Raw genomic sequence first — 17,596 nt, 5'->3', positions numbered from 1 at the left:
GAGCGGGAGCATATCCGTCTCAGAGGGGAAGCCACTCCGTGTGGGTCGTGAGCTCGTCGAGCACGTCGGTCAGCGGGGCGACGCCGAGACCCGGCCCGTCGGGCACCGCGAGGTGCCCATCCTGCATGACGAACGGCTCGGTGATGTCGGTCCGGTAGAACCGGTCGCTCGCCGAGACATCACCGGGAAGCGTGAAGCCCGGCAGCGACGCGAGCGCGATGTTCGCTGCGCGCCCGAGACCCGATTCGACCATGCCGCCGCACCAGACCGGCACGCCGTGAGCCGCCGCCAGATCGTGGATGCGGCGCGCCTCGAGGTAGCCTCCAACACGGCCGGGCTTGATGTTGATGATGCTCGTCGCGCCGAGCCGGATCGCCGCCGCCGCGGTCTGCGCCGACGTGATCGACTCGTCGAGACAGATCGGGGTGCGCACGATCTTCGCGAGGTCGGCGTGGCCCAGCACGTCTTCCTCTTCGAGCGGCTGCTCGATCAGCAGCAGGTCGAAGTCGTCGAGCTTCGCGAGGTGGCGTGCGTCGCGCAGGGTGTACGCCGTGTTGGCGTCGACCTGCAGCAGCACGTCGTCGCCGAACCTCTCGCGCACGGCACGCACGACGTCGACGTCCCACCCCGGCTCGATCTTGAGCTTGATCCGCACGTACCCCTCGTCGAGGTACCCGCCGACCGCTTCGAGCAACTCGGGAGTGGAGTCCATGATCCCCACCGACACCCCGCACGGCACCGTGTCGGTGATCGAGCCGAGCTCGCGGGCGAAGGACCGACCCTCGCCGCGCAGCTCGGCATCGAGCACGGCCATCTCGATCGCGGCCTTCGCCATGCGGTGACCCTTGAAGCGGTGCAGCGCCGCCGCGACGCCGTTCGCATCGCGGACGCGCGCGACAGCGGGCAGGAAGAACCGCTTCATGACGTCGACGGCACCCTCGGTGTACTCGGGCGAGTACACGGGGTCGGGAAGCGTGACGCATTCGCCCCATCCCTCGGCGGCATCCGTCACGGCCCGCACGAGCAGGATGTCGCGCTCGGTCTGCGTTCCGAAGGACGTGCGGAACGGCGAGACGAGCGGCATCGCGACGCGTCTCAGCTCGAAGCCCTCGATCTTCATCGGCTGTCTCCTTCTTTCACGATGTAGCCCGCCGCCCGGTCGTAGCCGACGATGCGTCCTCCTGCGGCGAGCAGCCCGGACAGCTGCTCCCGCACGTCTCGGCGCCACACGCGGGCCCGCGCCGGGTCGCTCGATCGCAGCTGCTCGATCCGCTCCGGCAGCGCCACGCTGACGTGCCCCGGTGCGCGCGGATCGATGCGCCGAGCGGATCCGGATGCCGCGGCCCGCACGACGTCGTCGTTCAGCTCCCACCGCACGAGCAGACGGTCGGTCTCGTCGTCGCCGTTGATGGCATCGGACATCGCCCCGTAGAAGTTCGGAAGGTACTCGAGGGGTCGCGCGCGCAGCTTCTCGACGTTGAAGTACGCGTTGCGCGAGATGAGCGGATCGAAGGTCCACTCGATCGCCTCGATGTCGCGCTCGAGCGCCCAGCCGCGCTGATGCAGTTTGAGCGCGAACCCGACCGAGCGACCGCCGTGCGGATCCCGCACGCCCGCGATGTGACTGTGCATCGCGTGCCGGTCGGGCGAGGCATGGAAGGCGACGGCCGCACCGATCAGCTCGTCGCCGTCGAACGCCCCGCCGATGTAGTTCCCCGCCTTCGCGAAGGCGCGCAGCAGCTCGGGCGCCATCGGCGGATTCTCGGCGCTTCGACCCCAGATGCCGCAGAGCAGTTCGACCACGGCGTGCTCCTCGGCGATGTTCGAGATCTCGCGCACCGTGACCCCCGCTGCCCGGGCGGCGGTGTGTGCCGCCGCCCGGGCGTCGCCCACGGTGTCATCGGCGTGCAGCAGATCGGTCACGATGGGCCCTCTTCCGTGTCCGAACGCAGCTCCTCGACGAGCTCGGCGAGCAGCAGGGTGCGCGGCACGAGGTCGGCGATCTGCACGTGCTCGTGCTCGGCGTGCGCTCCGCCGCCGACGGCGCCGAGACCGTCGAGGGTCGGCACGCCGACACCCGCGGTGAAGTTGCCGTCGCTGGCCCCTCCCACGGCGACCCCTTCGAGGGGCGCCAGGCCGAGGCGCTCGGCGGTCGCCTGCGCGAGCGCGAACAGACGAGCGGATGCCGCAGCCTCGAGCGGCGGACGGTTGATGCCGCCGTGCACCTGGACGTGCGCGCCCGGGACCGTCGGCACGAGCGCGCGCAGCGCAGCATCCACCCGTTCCTGCTCGAGAGCCGTTTGCGCACGGACATCGATCCAGAACGAGGCCCGAGCGGGCACCGTGTTGGTGGTCGTGCCGGAACCCGCGACCGTCGGGGTCACCGAGGTGCCGGCGGTCGCGTCGCCGAGGGCGGCGACGGCGAGCACCTGATGGGCGAGCTCGATCGTGGCGTTGACGCCCTTCTCGGGCTCGAGGCCCGCGTGGGCGCCGAGCCCGTCGACGGCGATCTCGTAGAGCGAGACGCCCTTGCGTGCGATCTTGAGGGCGCCGCCGTCGGCGGAGGCCTCGAGAACGAGCGCGGCGTGCGCGCCGACAGCGGATTCCTCGATGAGGCCGCGCGAGGTCGGCGAACCGAGCTCTTCGTCGCCCGTCACGAGCAGCGTCACGCCATCGCGATCGTCGAGGGCGGCCAGGGCGTGCAGTGCCATCGCGAGGCCCGTCTTCATGTCGAAGCATCCGGGTCCGCGCATCACTCCGTCGATCACCGAGAACGGCAGGCGTTCGAGCGTGCCGATCGGCCAGACCGTGTCGTGGTGCGCGACGACGAGCACGCGGGTCGAGTCGCCGAAGCGCCAGCGCACGTGCGTCACACCGTCGATCACGATCCGCTCCGCGGGAACGCCGAGGAGCTCTTCACCCACGGCGGCGACGACGTCGGCCGAGCGGGCGACGGCGGCGAGGTCGGCCGAGGGCGACTCGCACTCGACGAGTCGGCGGATCGAGGCGACGAGCGTGTCGACGTCGGCGGGGGCGGTGATCATGCCTGTGTCCCGACCTTCTCACGGACCTCGGCGGACGCGGCCGGGGCGACGTCGCTCGAGACCTTCGGCGTCGCGCGCGCGCCGAAGTGCACGTACTCCTCACCCGTGGGCAGGGCATAGAAGGTCAGCGTCATCCAGGTCTGCGTCCCGGGTGCCCGCACGGCCCACAGTCGGTCGTCGAGTCCGACGAGGTCGTATTCCTCGACGGGGTCGGGCATCATCTCGGCGAGCGGACCGAGGGTCGTCGTGCGCAGCTTGGCACCGCCGTCGGCCTCGAGGATCTCCATGCGCACCGACGCCCGCTCGTACGTGCCGACGAGCGGGGTGATGTCGATGTCGAGCGGCTCGTCGGGCACCGACACGGGCGCCTTCATCTGCAGCCCCGAGAGTTCGGCGAAGATCTCGCGGTAGAGGTCCTCATAGAGGTCTCGCGTGTTGCCGCCGTTCGTGAGCAGCGTCACGGCGACGCCGGACTCGGGATGGATGCGCAGGAACGCCGCCTGTCCGAGCGTGTTGCCGTCGTGGCCGTAGAGACGCTCGCCGTTCCACTCGAAGCGGATCCAGCCGAGGCCCCACGAATCGCCGAGCACATGCTTGTCGGGCACCTCGGCGTGGAACTCGTTCATCGCGGCGACCGTGCGCTCGTCGAGCAGCCGCGTGCCGTCGGCGGCGAGGCCGCCCGCGAGGTGCAGGCGCGCGAAGGCGAGGACGTCCTCAGCACGTGCCGTGATGAGTCCGGCGGGGCCGACCGAACGCGGCAGCAGGAAGGCGGGCGTCACGATCTGCTCGCCGCCCGCGTCGACGTGGCCGACGGCGGCGCCGTAGAGGATCGCATCCTCGGGCAGCGTCACCGTGTGGGTGAGGCCGAGGGGCTCGTAGAGCAGCTCGCTGAGGGCCGCATCCCACGTCTTGCCCGTCACGACCTCGATGATCCGGCCGAGGATCGAGTACCCCGAGTTGCAGTACGACCAGGTCACGCCGAGGGGGTGGTTGCGGCCGGCCGTGTCGAGCGAGTCGACATACTTCTCGACGGCGTCGTCGCCGCGACCGGTGTCGGTGAAGATGTCGCCGTCGATGCCGCTCGTGTGAGTGAGCAGATGCCGGACGGTGACGCCGTCGGTCGTCTCGTCGTCGACGAGACGCACACCGGGAAGGATGTCGGCGACCTTCGTGTCGAGGTCGATCCTGCCCTCGTCGACGAGGCGCATGACGACGGTCGCCGTCCACACCTTCGAGATCGAGCCGATCTGGAAGATCGAGTCCTTCGTGACGGGTGCGACCTCGAGGTTCTTGTTGAGCGTGCCGTGCACGGCCGTGACGACCTCGTCGGCCCGGCCCTCGTGCATCCGCAGAATGCCCAGCTGCGCGCCGGGCACGTTGTGGCGCTTCGCGAGGGCGGTCAGCCGTCGTTCCCAGTGCCCCGCGTCGATCGCAGCCGGGCGGGGACCTGCGGCATCGCCGGCGTAGCGCTCGACCCAGTCGACGACACGCTCGTTGTAGTCGATGCGGTGGCTCGGACGCCCGAGGATCGGGAAGATGTGGCTGCCGCCGGGATAGAGCACGAGACGGGTCGGGATGCCGCGCTCGCGCAGCGCCGTGTGCCACTGGCGCGCCTGGCCGACGGGGCAGCGCAGGTCGTCATCGCCGTGCAGCACGAGCGTCGGCGTCGTGACGTTCTCGACCTGCGAGTAGGGCGACATCTCGGCGAGACGTTCGCGATCCGCGCTGCTCCACGGCATCGCCCCGATCTCGAAGACGTTGAGCAGGTGCGCGTCGTCGCTCGTTCCCCCCATACTCACGAGGTCGCTCACGACACCGCCCGCGACGGCGGCGGCGAAGCGGTCGTCGCGGCTCGTGAGATAGCACGTCATGAAGCCGCCGTAGCTGTAGCCGGTCACCGCGAGCCGCGCCGCGTCGACGACGCCCTCGGCGACGAGCTGGTCGATCGGCTCGAGGAAGTCGTTCGCGTCGCTCACGCCCCACGCGTCGTTGACGGCCGTGAAGAACTCCTCGCCGTACCCGTCGCTGCCGCGCGGATTGAGCATCAGGATGGTCCAGCCGCGTGCGGCGAGCACCTGGTGATACAGGTGCATGTCGTCGACGGCACCGTTCCACGCGTTGTGGGGGCCACCGTGCACGTCGACGAGGAGCGGCGTGGCACCGGACACCTCGGGGTCGCGCAGGATCCACCCCTGCACCCTCACGCCGTCGCCGATCTCGAACTCACGCGACTCCCGCACGAACAGCTCGACGCCCTCGGGTGCCGAGCCCTGCGCCGTCACGATCTCGTGCGTGCCGGTGGTGACCTCGAGCCGCACGATCTCGCCGAACGAGGCGGGCCCCGAGGCGGCGAAGGCCGCGACATCGCCGGCGACCGACAGACCCGCCACGACGATGCCGTCGCCGCCGTGGACGAGTCGGGGCTCACCACCCGTGAGCGCAACGGCATACAGGTGCGAGCATCCGCGGTCGCGCACGGCGAAGAGCACATCGCCCGATGCGGTCACCTGCGGAATCGCGCCGGGATACGCGGGGGCACCGGGCATGACGTTGCGATCGAGGGATGCCGCGAGTTCGACGGCATCGCCCGTGACGGCGTCCACGCGGTACAGCCGCGCGATGCCGACGGGCTCGGCCGCCCAGCCCACGACGACGAACTGCTCGCCGTCCGGCGTGTAGGAGACCGTCATGGCGCAGCCCTCGGCGAACCCGACGACCTTCGGCGCGGCGGCGGGGTCGGCCGGGTCGATGACGTGCACCGCCGCGCGGAAGACGAGGTCGCCCGCCCCTTCGGACGCCGCCGTGTACGCGATCCGCGAGCCGTCGGGCGACCACGCGGGGCTCATCGCCTGGGCGTCGGCCGATGTGAGCTGCCGCACATCGCCCGAGGCGAGGTCGAGAACGTGCACCTGCATCCGCATGCCGCGGAGGAATCCGGTGCCGTCGACCTCGTAGCCGACGCCGTCCGTCACGATGGGACTCGTCGAGCGCTCAGCGCGGTCGTCATCGGTCTCATCGCCGTGCGCCTCGAGCTCGACCGGCGCCACGAAAGCGATGCGGGTGCTGTCGGGCGAGAACACCGCGGAGCCGGCGCCGAGCGGCAGGTGCGTGCGCTGCTGCCCCTCTCCGCCGGCGACCGGCAGCGTCCACAGCTGGCCGTCGCGCAGGAAGGCGAGGGTCTGTCCGTCGGGCGAGAACACCGGCGCCGAGTCGGACGAGCCCTGCGTGAGGCGGCGGGCCGCGCCCGCGGCATCCGTCATCCACAGCGTCGTCGTCGGCCGGTCGGTGTCGCCGTCGACACCGGCGAGGACATAGGCGATGCGGTCGCCGCCGGGTGCGAGAGCGGGCTGGCTCGGGATGGTGAGGTCGAGCAAGTCGTCGATGCGGAGTCTGCGGGTCACGGGGTGCTCCTCGAAGGGTCGGGATGGGAACGGACTCGGCCGGGGATGGCGGCCAGAAGCTCGCGCGTGTACTCGTCGCGGGGGTGGGAGAGGACCTCAGCGGCCGGCCCCTCTTCGACGATACGGCCGCCGTGCATGACCGCGACGCGCGAGGCGACGTAGCGGACGACCGCGAGGTTGTGCGAGATGAACAGCATCGACAGCCCGAGCTCGGCCTGCAGTTCGCGGACGAGGTTCAGGATGGCGCCCTGGATCGAGACGTCCAGGGCCGAGGTGATCTCGTCGGCGATCAGCACGTCGGGTCGCCCCGCGAGGGCGCGCCCGATCGCGACGCGCTGCCGCTGGCCGCCGGACAGCTGCGACGGATAGGCACCGGCACGGGCGGGGTCGAGGTGCACGAGCTCGAGCAGTCGCTCCACCTCGAGACGCTGCGCCGCACGGGTCAGACCCCTCGGCAGGGTCTCGGCGATGCTCGCGCCGATCGTCATGCGGGGATCGAGCGACGAATAGGGATCCTGGAACACCATCTGCAGGGGCCGGCGGCCGCGGCGGACGTCGATCGGCCGTCCGTCGAGCAGGATGCGCCCCGCGTGCAGCGGGGTGAGACCCACCGACGCACGGGCGAGCGTGGATTTGCCCGAACCGGATTCGCCCACGAGGCCGAGCACTTCGCCGTCGGGCACCGTGAGGCTGACGTCGTCGACGGCGGTCGTCGCACCGCGGCCCGACCCGAAGCGCACCGAGACGGCGTCGAAGCGCAGCTCGCTCATACGACCGCCTCCTCGGCGTCGCGCACGGGATCCGTCACGACCGGCAGCGGCTCCCCGGCATGCCAGCACGCGACGCGGCGACCCGCCGCATCCGTCACGAGGTCGGGGTCGACCTCGCGACAGTGGTCGTCGGCCAAGGGGCATCGGGCGGCGAAGGCGCAGCCGGCAGGCACGAGCGCGGGGTCGACGGGTCGGCCGGCGACCGTCGCGAGAGGGCGATCGAGGTCGGTCTGCATGTCGGGGACGGCCGCGAGGAGGGCCCGCGTGTAGGGATGCTGCGCGTGCGACAGCTGCGCGGCGGGCAGGTCCTCGACGATGCGGCCGGCGTACATGACCAGCACGCGATCGCAGATCTCGGCGACGACCGACACGTCGTGGCTGATGAGCAGGATCGCGACGTCGTCGTCGTCCCGGATCGCGCGGAGCAGATCGAGCACCTGCCGCTGCACCGTCACGTCGAGGGCCGTGGTCGGCTCGTCCGCGATGATGAGCCGCGGACTGCCCATGAGTCCCATGCCGATCATCGCGCGCTGACGCATGCCACCGGAGAACTCATGAGGGTACTGGCGGGCGCGGTGCTCCGGGTCGGCGATCCGCACGGCACCCAGGCGGTCGACGGCGCGAGCGTGCGCTTCGCGGCGCGTCATGCCGTGGTGCTGCGTCGACAGTTCGGCGAGCTGACCGCCCATGCGCTTGGTCGGGTTGAAGCTCGTCATGGGGTCTTGGAAGACCATCGCGAGCGACGTGCCGAGCAGGCGTCGGTGATCGGCCGGTGCGCCGTCGAGCAGGTCCGCTCCGATGAACCGCAGAACGTCGGCGTCGACGACTCCGGGCGACTCGACCAGCTGCGCGATCGACAGTGCCGTCAGCGACTTGCCCGAGCCGGATTCGCCGACGATGCCGACGACCTCGCCCGCGCGCAGCGAGAAGGTGATGCCGCGCACGGGTCGGACGAGCCCGTGCTCGCCCGGGAACGTCACCGTGAGGTCGCGGACGGTGAGCACGTCGTCGGCCGGGACGGAGGCGGACGTCGCGGGCTTCGCGCGCCGCGGCTGCACGCTCGCGAGTTGCGCGACGATCCCCGAGGACTGGATACCGAGTGCACGCGCCGCCGCTTCACCCACGAGGTTGAACGCGAGGCCCGCGATCACGACAGCGAGGCCGGGCGCGAGCGCCGCGAGCGGATTGATGTAGATGCCCGACAGGCCCTCCATCATGAGCCGGCCCCAGTCGTACTCGGGCGGCTGGACGCCGAGGCCGAGGAAGGAGAGCCCGGCGAAGGCCAGCAGGCTTCCGCCGGCGCCGATCGTCGCGTTGACGATGAGCGGCTCGCCGATGTTGGGGAGGATGTGGCGGAAGAGCACGCGCACGCGACCGACCCCGCCGATGCGCGCCGCCGCGACGAAGTCGCGCGCCGCGATGCCCGCGACGAGCGTGTGGCACAGGCGCGCGAACGCCGGCGCCCCGGCCAGACCGATCGCGAGCGTGGCCCCGAACCATCCGGTGCCGAAGATGACGGCGAAGAAGAGCGCGAGGAGAAGACCCGGGAAGGCCACCGCGATGCCGACGAACCACGTCACGGCGCGCCCCGCACGGCCGAGGAGGAACGGCGCGACGCCCAGCAGAACGCCCGCCGTGACCGCGACGACGGTCGCCGTCAGGGCGAGCAGCACCGACAGCTGCGTCGCGACGAGCACGCGCAGCAGCAGGTCGCGACCGAGTCCGTCGGTTCCGATGGGATGCTGCGCCGACGGCCCCGCGAGGATGTTGTCGGTGTTCGTCACGTCGGCCTGCGCACCCCACAGCACGGGTGCGAGCACGGCGGTGAGCAGCACGACCGCGAGGAGGATCGCGGCCGTGAGGCCTAGGGGCGTGCCGAGCGTGCGGCGGACGGCGCGCATCAGTGCTCCGCCACCGTCGTGCGCGGGTCGAGCACCGCGAGGATCGCGTCGACGACCGTGTTGATGATGAGGACCCCCGCGCCGTAGACGAGCACCGTCGCCTGCACGACGGGGTAGTCCTTCATCTGGATGGACGACACGATCGTCGAGCCGAGACCCGGCCACGCGAAGACGTTCTCGACGAGAACCGTGCCGACGACGAGCGTGCCGAGCAGGAGGCCCGCGAGCGTGAGGGCAGCCGTCACGGCGTTCGGCAGCGCGTGACTGAGATAGATCCGCCACGCCGGCAGGCGCTTCGCCCGCGCCGTGCGGACGAAGTCCGCCTCGAGCACGCCGAGCATCTCGACGCGCACGATGCGCGCGAGCACGGCGGCGGGTCCGAGAGCCAGGGCGATGACGGGCAGGATGTAGGACTCGGGGCCCGTGCGGCCCGCGATCGGCAGCCAGCCGAGCGACACGCCGAAGACCGCGACGAGAGCGACGCCCAGGAGGAAGTCGGGGATCGCCGAGACGAAGACGCTCCCGGACGCGAAGCCCAGCTCGAGCTTGCGTCCGCGCCCGCGACGCGTCGCGACGGCCACCGCGACGCCGATCGGGATCGAAATGACGAGGGCGAAGAGGAACGCGAGGACGGCGAGGCTCGCGGTCGCCGGCAGACGCTGCGCGATGACGTCGACGACGGGGACGTTCGTCTGGATCGAGGTGCCGAAGTCGCCCGTGAAGACACCGCGGAAGTAGTTGACGTATTGCACGAGGAGCGGGTCGTTGAGCCCGAGCGCCTCACGACGGGCGGCGACGAGCTCGGCCGAGGCCGTCGGGCCGAGCGCAGCGCGCACCGGATCGCCGGGGATGAGGTGCACCATGAGGAACGCCGCCGTCATGAGCACCCACAGCGACACCACCAGTCGCCCCGTCCGGCGCAGGATGAACCGGAGCCAGCGATGATCGCGGGCTGGGCGCACCTCTGCGGCGGGCGGGGCGACGGCGGTGGTCATGCGGAGGGGTCCTTTCCGCGCCCGACCGGGTCCGACGCGTTCACGGGTTGATGTCAGCCGGCCAGCATCCGGATGCTGGTGGGGATGATCGTGTCGAGCTGATCGAACTGCACGCTCTTCCCGAAGGTCTTCACGACACTGTTCGCGAACGGCACGACATCGGCCGCACGATAGAGCTCGGCCTCGGCCTCGGCCCATGTGTCGCACCCGTCGATGCCCGGGATCGTCATCGCCTCGGCGACGCCCGCTTCGTACGCGTCGTTCTGGATGCCGGCGAAGTTGGTGCCCTCGGGAGCAGCCGGGCCCGACACGAAGCCGACGACCTGGTCGGGATTGTTGACGTTGAGCGGCACCCACGCGATGTCCCACGCGCCCGTGCCGAAGATCGCGTTCGTGAGGGTCGTCGAGTCATTCTGGGTCGGGCTGGCCTTGACGCCGATCTCTTCCCACGCCTTCGCCGCGAGCTCAGCGGCCGACGTGCCGCCCGTGCCCAGCGTGTTGGCGTAGAGGAAGGTGAACTCGAGTCGCTGACCATCCTTCTCACGCACGCCGTCGGACCCGAGTGTCCAGCCCGCGTCGTCGAGCATCGCGTTCGCCGCATCGACGTCGGTCTCGGGCAGGTTCCCCGTCACGGCGTCATATGTGCACGCCGAGGGAGCGACGATCGTGAGGCGCTTCGCGGGAGCGCCGGTGCCCCCGGTCAGCACTTTCTGCAGTTCAGCGAAATCGAGCGCCTGCGTGAGGGCCATCCGCACGGCGGGGTCGCTCGTCGCGTGCGCCTCGCCCTGGTTGTACCACTGCTCGCCGGTCAGGGCTTCGATGCTCGTCGAGAAGAGGTCTGCCGCCTCGAGGCGCTGCATGTCGGGGCCGACGATCTGCGCGGCGTTGATCTCGCCGGACATCACGAGGTTCGCCGCCGTCGTCTCGTTGGGGATGATGCGCGAGGTCACTGTCGCGGGCATCCCCAGCTCGGCTGTCGTCGCGCCCCCGGGACCCCACGTGTACCCCTCGCGGAGCTCATACGTGTAGTGATCGTTCGGCACCGCCTCGGTGAGCACGTATGGCCCGGTGCCGAACGTCTGCGTCGCGAGCTGACTGCGATCGGCCATGCCGGCATCGCAGACCATCGGCACGTTCGACAGCCCCTGCAGCACGAAGGGCGTCGATCCCGCCAGCGTCAGGGTCACGGTGCTGCCCTCGGCTTCGGCCGTCGACCCCGGAGGGTAGAACGACCCGAGGAACGGGCTCTGGTTCTCGGGGTCCGAGATCCAGTCCAGGTTCGCCACGACGGTGTCCGCGGTGAAGTCCGCGCCGTCCGCGCAGGTGATGCCGTCGTTCATGACGAAGGTCACCGTCTGGCCGTCGACATTCCATTCCTTCGCGAGCTGGCTGCCCACCGTGCCATCGGCGTCGACCGAGACCAGACTGTCGTAGGCGAAGACGCTCAGCTGGAACAGCGAGCTGACGGCGGATGCCTGCGGGTCGAGCGCGCCGGGATCGGCGACCTGCGCGAGGGTGAACGATGCTCCGTCGACGTACTCGCCTCCGTCGCTGGGCTGTCCCCCGCCCCCGCCCGAGCAGGCGGTGAGGGCGGCGACGGCGAGTAGTGCTGTGGCGGCGGTCAGCGCCGGCCTGGTGAAGGCGGTCATGCGGTTCTCCTGGAGTGTCGGGCGGTGTCGTGCTTTCGGTGTCAGTCCGCGCGGCTCATCGCGCGGCCGTAGTGCAGGTACTTCCGGCGACCTGAGCCGTCATCGCCGAGGAACGTGTAGACCATGTGCATGTCCTTCATCGCGGGCTCGAGCGCGATGAGCGAATTGGCGGCGAGCCCGACGATCTCGACGCGCTGGGGCTTCTCACCCATCTCGGCGGCGAGCCCCTTGGGCGTCGTGTCCATCCACAGGCGGCCGTCGTCGTCGACGCTCACGCTCATGTCGAACGTCGAGTTCGAGAAGGCGCCGACGAACGGGGCGGGATCGACGGCCAGCGGCTCGGCGGGCGGCAGCGGGAACCCGTGCAGCTCAGCGCCCGCGGCATCCTTCACGATGCGTCCCACGACCGCGTTGAACAGTCCCATCACGTCGCCGCCGTTGGTGAGCAGCGCCACGGCGATCCCCGCCTCGGGCAAGACGCGCAGGAACGATGATTGGCCGATCGTGCCACCGTCGTGGCCGACGATGCGCGGTGCCCTGTCGGCGAAGATCTCCCAGCCGAGCCCCCACGCGTCGCCCATGCCGGTGACGAGCGGAAGGTCGACGTGCGTGTCCTGCATGGCGCGGACGGATGCCTCGGCCAGCACGCGCGTGCCGTCTGCGGCGGCCCCGCCCTCGATGTGCATACGCGCGAACGCCACGAGGTCGCGCGCCCGCATCGCGAGCATCGATCCCGCCGGCTCGTTCGACTTCGCGAGGGCCCACACCGGCGCGGGCGTCTCGACGCCGTCCTCGCCCGGACCGACGTGACCGACGGCGACGCGGTGCAGGATCGCCTCGTACGCGCTCGGCGCCGTGTGAGTGAGACCCAGCGGCGCCACGAGGTGCTGCATGAGCGCGGCCTCCCAGGTCGTCTCGCGCAGCACCTCGATGAGGCGGCCGAGCACGATGTAGCCGGCGTTGTTGTAGGCGAAGAGCTCCCCGGGAGCGAAGACCTGCGGCAGCTCGGCGAGCGTCGCGACGTACTTCTCGATCGCGTCGTCTCCGCGGCCGGTGTCGGTGAAGACGTCACCCTCGAAGCCCGCCTGATGGCTCAGAAGCTGCCGCGTCGTGATCGCCGAGGCCGCGCCCTCGTCAGCGATCCGGAAGTCGGGCAGATAGTCGCGCACCGGGGCGTCGAGGTCGACAAGCCCCTCGTCCACGAGTTGCATGACGAGCGTCGCCGTCCACACCTTCGTGATCGATCCGATCTGGAAGACGGAGTCGGACGTCGCTTCGACACCCGTCGCCGTGCTCAGCACGCCGGCTGCGGCATCGATCACCTCGCCGTCCTTCAGCACGGCGACGGCGGCACCGGGCACTCCGTGCTCTGCCACGAGGCGAGCGAAGTCGGTGCGGAGGAAATCGGCGACATCGGCGATGTTCTGCATCCCCTCACCATAAGAACCGAAGCCGTCGCAGTTTTTGTTCAATCGGATGAAACTGACGCGGAGGATTGGTCCAGCTCACCCAAAGTCACGCAACGCGTCGACGGCCAGACGCGCAGCGACGCCGATCGCACGATCCACCTCGGGGCGATGACCCTCGAGCGAGTCCGCACGGGTGAACACGGCCACGGCGTAGACCCGGCCATCGGGGTACGTCACGGCTCCCACCTCGTTGCGGATCGCCGGAAGCGTGCCGGTCTTGCCTGCGACGCGCACGCCCGCCGGAAAGCCCGACGACAGTCGGTGGGGCCAGACCCGCTGCGCCATCGCGGCGCGCACGCGAGCGCACGCGTCGGGAGGTGCGGCGCGGTCGGTCCAGAGGGCGTCGATGAGCGTCGTCATCTCGCGCGGGGTCGACGATGTCGATCGCGTGGGATCGAGCGCCGAGAGGGCCCAGAGTCGCTCGGCGGGCTGCCGGCCCAGCGCCGCGTCGATGTCGGGGACGTCGCGCGGGATGCCCAGCTCGTCGACCATCGAGTCGATGATGTCCTCGCAGCATCCGTCGATCCGCGTGCCGGCCAGGCCGAGATCGGCGAGCACCCGATCGACGGCGGCCTGGCCGACACGATGGAAGAGAGCATCGGTGGCGGCGTTGTCGCTGAGGGTCAGCATGAGATGCGCCAGGTCGCGCCAGGTCAGTACGGCGTCGTCGCGGAGCCCGGCGAGCCCGACACCGCCACGGCGATAACGTGCGGTGATCGTCGTCTGCTCGTGCGGCAACAGCTCGCCCGCCGACACCGCGCGTTCGACCGCGACGGCGACGGGGATCTTGAACACCGACGCCAGCACGACTCGCGCGTCGGCCGAAACGTCGACCTCGGCTCCCGCACGGCTGCCCACGGGACGCGCGTGGAGGAAGCCCGAGACCCCCGCTTCGTCGAAAACGGTCCGGATGTCATCCTCGACGGTCATCGCTGCGCACCCGCGGGCGACTCCGTCCGCCGCAGCGTGCGGCCCTGCGTCTTCAGGCGGACGACGGCACCGTCTGCGCCGCGCTCGAACCGCCCGAAGACCGTCTGCGGCGCTTCGGGACGCACCACTTCGTCGCGCACCCCCGTGAACGCCAGGCGCAGCGGCGGCGGGAGCACCCGCTGCTCGTCGTCGGACGGCGAGGTGAAGAAGAACGTCGCGCGCAGCATTCCCTCGTCGGCGATGAGGTCGATCCCCCAGGTGCCTGCATCGAACCGTCCGCAGTAGGGCGCCAGCTCGCGCGGTTCTTGCGAGACCGCGGCGCGGGGCTCATCGGGCACGCGCCCGAGCAACGTGCGGAAGCACCATTCATCGACCGCGGCACCGAGCGCGCCGCCCGCCCCCGAGTTCGCGAGCACCGTGACGCCCAGCCCCTCGTCGGGAACGAGCGTCATCGTGGAGCGCTGGATGCCCGCGACGTTGCCGCCGTGGGTGACGGCGGTCGTGCCGTACTCCCGCACGAGGAGCCACGGGAGCCCCACCGCGTCGAACGGCACGGCGGCATCGGCCTGCGCCGTCTGCATCAAGCGACGCCGTTCCGGCGAGACGGGCGCCGAGACGGCGGCGGTGCCGTCGAGGTGGAACCGGAGGTATCGCGCCTGGTCGGCGATCGATGAGACGAGGCCGCCCTCGGGGAGCGCGGACCGGCCGAGACCCCACGTGTGCACGACGGTCGAGGCGCCGTCGGGTCCCACCTCGTGTCCGGCGACGTGGGGCCGGGAAAAGACATCCCACGGCAGGAACAGGCTCGATCCCATGCCGAGGGGCTCGAGCACGCGGCGGCGCACCACGATGTCGTAGTCGTCGCCGTCGACCACCTCGAGCAGACGACCGAGCAGCCGGAACCCGGCGTTGCTGTACGAGAAGCTCTCCCCCGGCGGCGCGTACTGCGGCAGTTCCCCGTACTGGGCGATGCTGCGCTCGAGAGCCGCACGCGACCAGTCGGACTCGTCGTCGGCGATGTCACCCTCGAAGCCGCCCGTGTGGGTGAGGAGGTGCCGCGGCGTCAGTGCCGCGAGTGCGCGCGAGCTGCTGAGCCGCAGCTCGGGCAGAAGGTCGGCGACGGGCCGGTCGAGGTCGAGACGCCCTTCCTCGACGAGAGCGAGCACCGTCGTCGCCGTCACCGTCTTGGTGGTCGAACCCGTCATGAAGAGCGTGTCGATCGTGACCGGAGCGGGGGCCGCGACGCTGGCGACGCCGGTCGTGAACAGTCGTTCGACACCGTCGTGCACCACCGCGACCGCCGCGCCGGGGATTCCGGCATCCTCGGCCGTGCGATCGATGAGCTCCTGGAGCGCCGCGAACGTGGCATCCATTGCATACACCTCGTATCCATTGTTGGAATCTGCCTCTTGATCAAGACTTGATCATGTCGATACAGTCTGTATCGAGGAGGCAAACCTTGGCAAGAGATCCCCGCGATGTGACTCGCGCACGAATACTCGAAGCGGCACGGCGCCTGTTTCTGGCACGCGGGTTCACCCGTGTGGCCATAGAGGATGTCGCGGCGAAGGCCGGCTACACGCGAGGAGCGGTCTACTCGAACTTCGCGAACAAGGGCGAGCTCTTCCTCGCGCTCGTGGACGAGCGGTTCGACAGGCAGCAGGACCGCTCGTCTTTCGTCGCACCCGCCACCGCGACGGCCGCACAGCGCGTGGACCTGCTGGCGCGCTGGCTCGCGGCGGAAGCATCGCAGACGCGCGAATGGCTGTCGGCCGAGGTCGAGTTCACCGCCTTCGCGTCCACCGATCCGGCGCTCAGCGTCCGGGTGATGCAGGCCCAGCGGGCGGGTCGCAGCGCTCTGGCCGAGCTGCTTGCCGAGCAGTGTCGCCTGATCGGCGTGACGCCGCCCCTCGCGGCCGACGATCTCGCCGCCGTCGTCACGAGCCTCATCCGAGGACTCACGATCGAATACCTCGTCGACCTGCACACCGACGTCGGGGGCCTGCTGGCAGCGACACTGCGCCGACTGCTGGGGGTGCCCGACGATTCCCCTGCCCCACCGAGAAAGGACTCCCCCGATGACCATCGACCGTGACGCCTGGCAGGCCAGGCTCGACGATCTCGCCTCCCCCGATTCCTTGCCCGGCCTGTCGCTCGGCATCCTGAGCGACGGCGAGGTGCACACGTTCGCCTCCGGGGTGCTCAACCTCGCGACCGCCGTCGACGCGACGCCCGACTCGGTCTTCCAGATCGGCTCGGTCACGAAGGCGTACACGGCGACGCTGCTGCTGATGCTCGCCGACGACGGCCTGCTGGACCTCGACGCACCGCTCGTGTCGGTCATGCCCGAGCTCGCCTGGGGCGATGCCGCCGCGCGAGAAGCGGTGACCGCCCGACACCTGCTCACGCATACGAGCGGCATCGACGGCGATCACTTCCTCGACCTCGGACGCGGCGAAGACGTGCTCGAGCGCTACGTCGCCACCTGCGGCGAACTCGCCCAGGTCTTCGCGCCGGGCGCGGCCTGGTCGTACAGCAACACCGGGTTCGCGATCGCGGGCCGACTCATCGAGAGGGTGACCGGCCTCACGTACGACGAGGCACTCGCCCAACGACTGCTGCGCCCTCTGGGGATGACGCACTCGTGCACGCTGCCCGAAGAGGCGCTGCGGCATCGAGCGGCGTTCGGCCACGTTCCGGGTGCCGACGGCCTCGAGCTGGCTCCCCTGGTCGCGACACCGCGGACCATGGGCTCGGCCGGAGGCCTCGCTGCATCCGCGGCCGACGTGCTCGCGTTCGCGCGCCTCTACCTCGACGGCGGCACGGGACCGGGCGGCGGGCGGCTGTTGTCCGAGAGCGCTGTCGCGGCGGCGTTCGCGCCCGCGGTGCGCGTGCCGGACCCGTCGCTCGCCGACGACTGGGGGCTCGGGTTCATGCTGCGCACGTGGGACGGCACCCGGATCACTGGCCACGACGGTGGCACGGTCGGACAGGGCGCGTCGCTGCGGATCCTGCCCGACCACGGCACCGCCGTCGTCGTGCTCGGAAACGGTCCGGGCCTCGGCGCCGCGATGGAGTCGCTGACCGCCACGGCGATCGAGGAGATCTGCGGCATCCGCCCTCCGGCACCGCTCGAGCCGAGCACCGGCGCGGCTGATGTGAGCGAATGGGCAGGTGTCTACGAGCGGGTCAACATGCGCATCGCCGTGTCGGATGCCCCATCGGGCGCCCCCGCGGTGCAGATCGACATCGGCGGGCTCGCGGCGGAGAGCCTCGGGCGCGACAGCTTCTCGGGCACGATCCGGCAGGCGGCCGACGGCACCTTCCTGACCGACGCCCTCGGCGCCTTCATGCCTATCGTGCCGTTCTCGCTCTCCGACGGCACACGCTGCCTGCACTTCGCGGGACGCGCGCAGCCCGAGGTGCGCTGACAACGA

13 protein-coding genes are annotated in these 17,596 nt (G+C 70.6%); 2 read left to right on the top strand and 11 right to left on the bottom strand.

Features of this window, described 5'->3' with window-relative positions; all coding sequences use genetic code 11:
• Positions 1-19 precede the first annotated feature (19 nt).
• The 11 genes from menC to ACFC3F_RS10510 all read right to left on the bottom strand — a co-directional run bounded on the left by menC (position 20) and on the right by ACFC3F_RS10510 (position 15,532).
• Positions 20-1,120, bottom strand: a complete 1,101-nt coding sequence (gene menC, locus ACFC3F_RS10560) for an o-succinylbenzoate synthase (RefSeq protein WP_376129190.1) — start codon at positions 1,118-1,120, stop codon at positions 20-22.
• Positions 1,117-1,923: a GNAT family N-acetyltransferase gene (locus tag ACFC3F_RS10555; protein WP_376129189.1), complete on the bottom strand. Its 807-nt coding sequence runs from the start codon at positions 1,921-1,923 to the stop codon at positions 1,117-1,119. Before ACFC3F_RS10555 ends, menC begins: the two co-directional genes overlap by 4 nt.
• Positions 1,920-3,044 carry a M20 family metallopeptidase gene (locus ACFC3F_RS10550; RefSeq protein ID WP_376129187.1) on the bottom strand — a complete coding sequence of 375 codons (1,125 nt, stop codon included), beginning with the start codon at positions 3,042-3,044 and terminating at the stop codon, positions 1,920-1,922. Before ACFC3F_RS10550 ends, ACFC3F_RS10555 begins: the two co-directional genes overlap by 4 nt.
• On the bottom strand, positions 3,041-6,445 hold the full coding sequence (locus tag ACFC3F_RS10545; protein WP_376129185.1) for a serine hydrolase: 3,405 nt from the start codon (positions 6,443-6,445) through the stop codon (positions 3,041-3,043). The genes ACFC3F_RS10550 and ACFC3F_RS10545 overlap by 4 nt, the downstream gene beginning before the upstream one ends.
• Complete coding sequence (locus ACFC3F_RS10540) at positions 6,442-7,215, bottom strand: ABC transporter ATP-binding protein (protein ID WP_376129183.1); 774 nt, start codon at positions 7,213-7,215, stop codon at positions 6,442-6,444. Before ACFC3F_RS10540 ends, ACFC3F_RS10545 begins: the two co-directional genes overlap by 4 nt.
• On the bottom strand, positions 7,212-9,116 hold the full coding sequence (locus ACFC3F_RS10535) for a dipeptide/oligopeptide/nickel ABC transporter permease/ATP-binding protein (RefSeq protein WP_376129182.1): 1,905 nt from the start codon (positions 9,114-9,116) through the stop codon (positions 7,212-7,214). The genes ACFC3F_RS10540 and ACFC3F_RS10535 overlap by 4 nt, the downstream gene beginning before the upstream one ends.
• On the bottom strand, positions 9,116-10,111 hold the full coding sequence (locus ACFC3F_RS10530) for an ABC transporter permease (protein WP_376129180.1): 996 nt from the start codon (positions 10,109-10,111) through the stop codon (positions 9,116-9,118). Before ACFC3F_RS10530 ends, ACFC3F_RS10535 begins: the two co-directional genes overlap by 1 nt.
• Before the next feature lie 53 nt (positions 10,112-10,164).
• On the bottom strand, positions 10,165-11,760 hold the full coding sequence (locus ACFC3F_RS10525) for an ABC transporter substrate-binding protein (protein WP_376129179.1): 1,596 nt from the start codon (positions 11,758-11,760) through the stop codon (positions 10,165-10,167).
• A 41-nt stretch (positions 11,761-11,801) separates the two neighbouring features.
• Positions 11,802-13,190: a serine hydrolase domain-containing protein gene (locus tag ACFC3F_RS10520; RefSeq protein ID WP_376129177.1), complete on the bottom strand. Its 1,389-nt coding sequence runs from the start codon at positions 13,188-13,190 to the stop codon at positions 11,802-11,804.
• A gap of 75 nt (positions 13,191-13,265) precedes the next feature.
• Positions 13,266-14,159, bottom strand: coding sequence for a serine hydrolase (locus ACFC3F_RS10515; protein WP_376129175.1), 894 nt, complete (start codon positions 14,157-14,159; stop codon positions 13,266-13,268).
• Entirely contained in the window at positions 14,156-15,532 is a 1,377-nt protein-coding gene (locus tag ACFC3F_RS10510; RefSeq protein ID WP_376129173.1) for a serine hydrolase domain-containing protein, read from the bottom strand. Before ACFC3F_RS10510 ends, ACFC3F_RS10515 begins: the two co-directional genes overlap by 4 nt.
• Positions 15,533-15,585: 53 nt before the next feature.
• On the opposite strand from ACFC3F_RS10510, the gene ACFC3F_RS10505 reads away from it, so the two are divergent.
• Both ACFC3F_RS10505 and ACFC3F_RS10500 read left to right on the top strand, forming a co-directional pair.
• Positions 15,586-16,254, top strand: coding sequence for a TetR/AcrR family transcriptional regulator (locus tag ACFC3F_RS10505; protein WP_376129171.1), 669 nt, complete (start codon positions 15,586-15,588; stop codon positions 16,252-16,254).
• Positions 16,238-17,590: a serine hydrolase domain-containing protein gene (locus ACFC3F_RS10500; RefSeq protein ID WP_376129169.1), complete on the top strand. Its 1,353-nt coding sequence runs from the start codon at positions 16,238-16,240 to the stop codon at positions 17,588-17,590. Before ACFC3F_RS10505 ends, ACFC3F_RS10500 begins: the two co-directional genes overlap by 17 nt.
• Positions 17,591-17,596: the final 6 nt, after the last annotated feature.

Source organism: Microbacterium sp. NPDC055910 (assembly GCF_042271185.1).
Taxonomy (GTDB): Bacteria; Actinomycetota; Actinomycetes; order Actinomycetales; family Microbacteriaceae; genus Microbacterium.
The sequence above is the reverse complement of the archived record's forward strand: the minus strand, read 5'-3'. Positions and strand labels throughout refer to the sequence as shown.

Bases quoted from the DNA above. Each gene is read 5' to 3' on its own strand.
- ACFC3F_RS10540 (WP_376129183.1), bottom strand. From the start codon at position 7,215: ATGAGCGAGCTGCGCTTCGACGCCGTCTCGGTGCGCTTCGGGTCGGGC.
- ACFC3F_RS10510 (WP_376129173.1), bottom strand. From the start codon at position 15,532: ATGGATGCCACGTTCGCGGCGCTCCAGGAGCTCATCGATCGCACGGCC.
- ACFC3F_RS10520 (WP_376129177.1), bottom strand. From the start codon at position 13,190: ATGCAGAACATCGCCGATGTCGCCGATTTCCTCCGCACCGACTTCGCT.
- ACFC3F_RS10515 (WP_376129175.1), bottom strand. From the start codon at position 14,159: ATGACCGTCGAGGATGACATCCGGACCGTTTTCGACGAAGCGGGGGTC.
- ACFC3F_RS10500 (WP_376129169.1), top strand. From the start codon at position 16,238: ATGACCATCGACCGTGACGCCTGGCAGGCCAGGCTCGACGATCTCGCC.
- ACFC3F_RS10505 (WP_376129171.1), top strand. From the start codon at position 15,586: ATGTCGATACAGTCTGTATCGAGGAGGCAAACCTTGGCAAGAGATCCC.
- ACFC3F_RS10530 (WP_376129180.1), bottom strand. From the start codon at position 10,111: ATGACCACCGCCGTCGCCCCGCCCGCCGCAGAGGTGCGCCCAGCCCGC.
- ACFC3F_RS10550 (WP_376129187.1), bottom strand. From the start codon at position 3,044: ATGATCACCGCCCCCGCCGACGTCGACACGCTCGTCGCCTCGATCCGC.
- menC (WP_376129190.1), bottom strand. From the start codon at position 1,120: ATGAAGATCGAGGGCTTCGAGCTGAGACGCGTCGCGATGCCGCTCGTC.
- ACFC3F_RS10535 (WP_376129182.1), bottom strand. From the start codon at position 9,116: ATGCGCGCCGTCCGCCGCACGCTCGGCACGCCCCTAGGCCTCACGGCC.
- ACFC3F_RS10525 (WP_376129179.1), bottom strand. From the start codon at position 11,760: ATGACCGCCTTCACCAGGCCGGCGCTGACCGCCGCCACAGCACTACTC.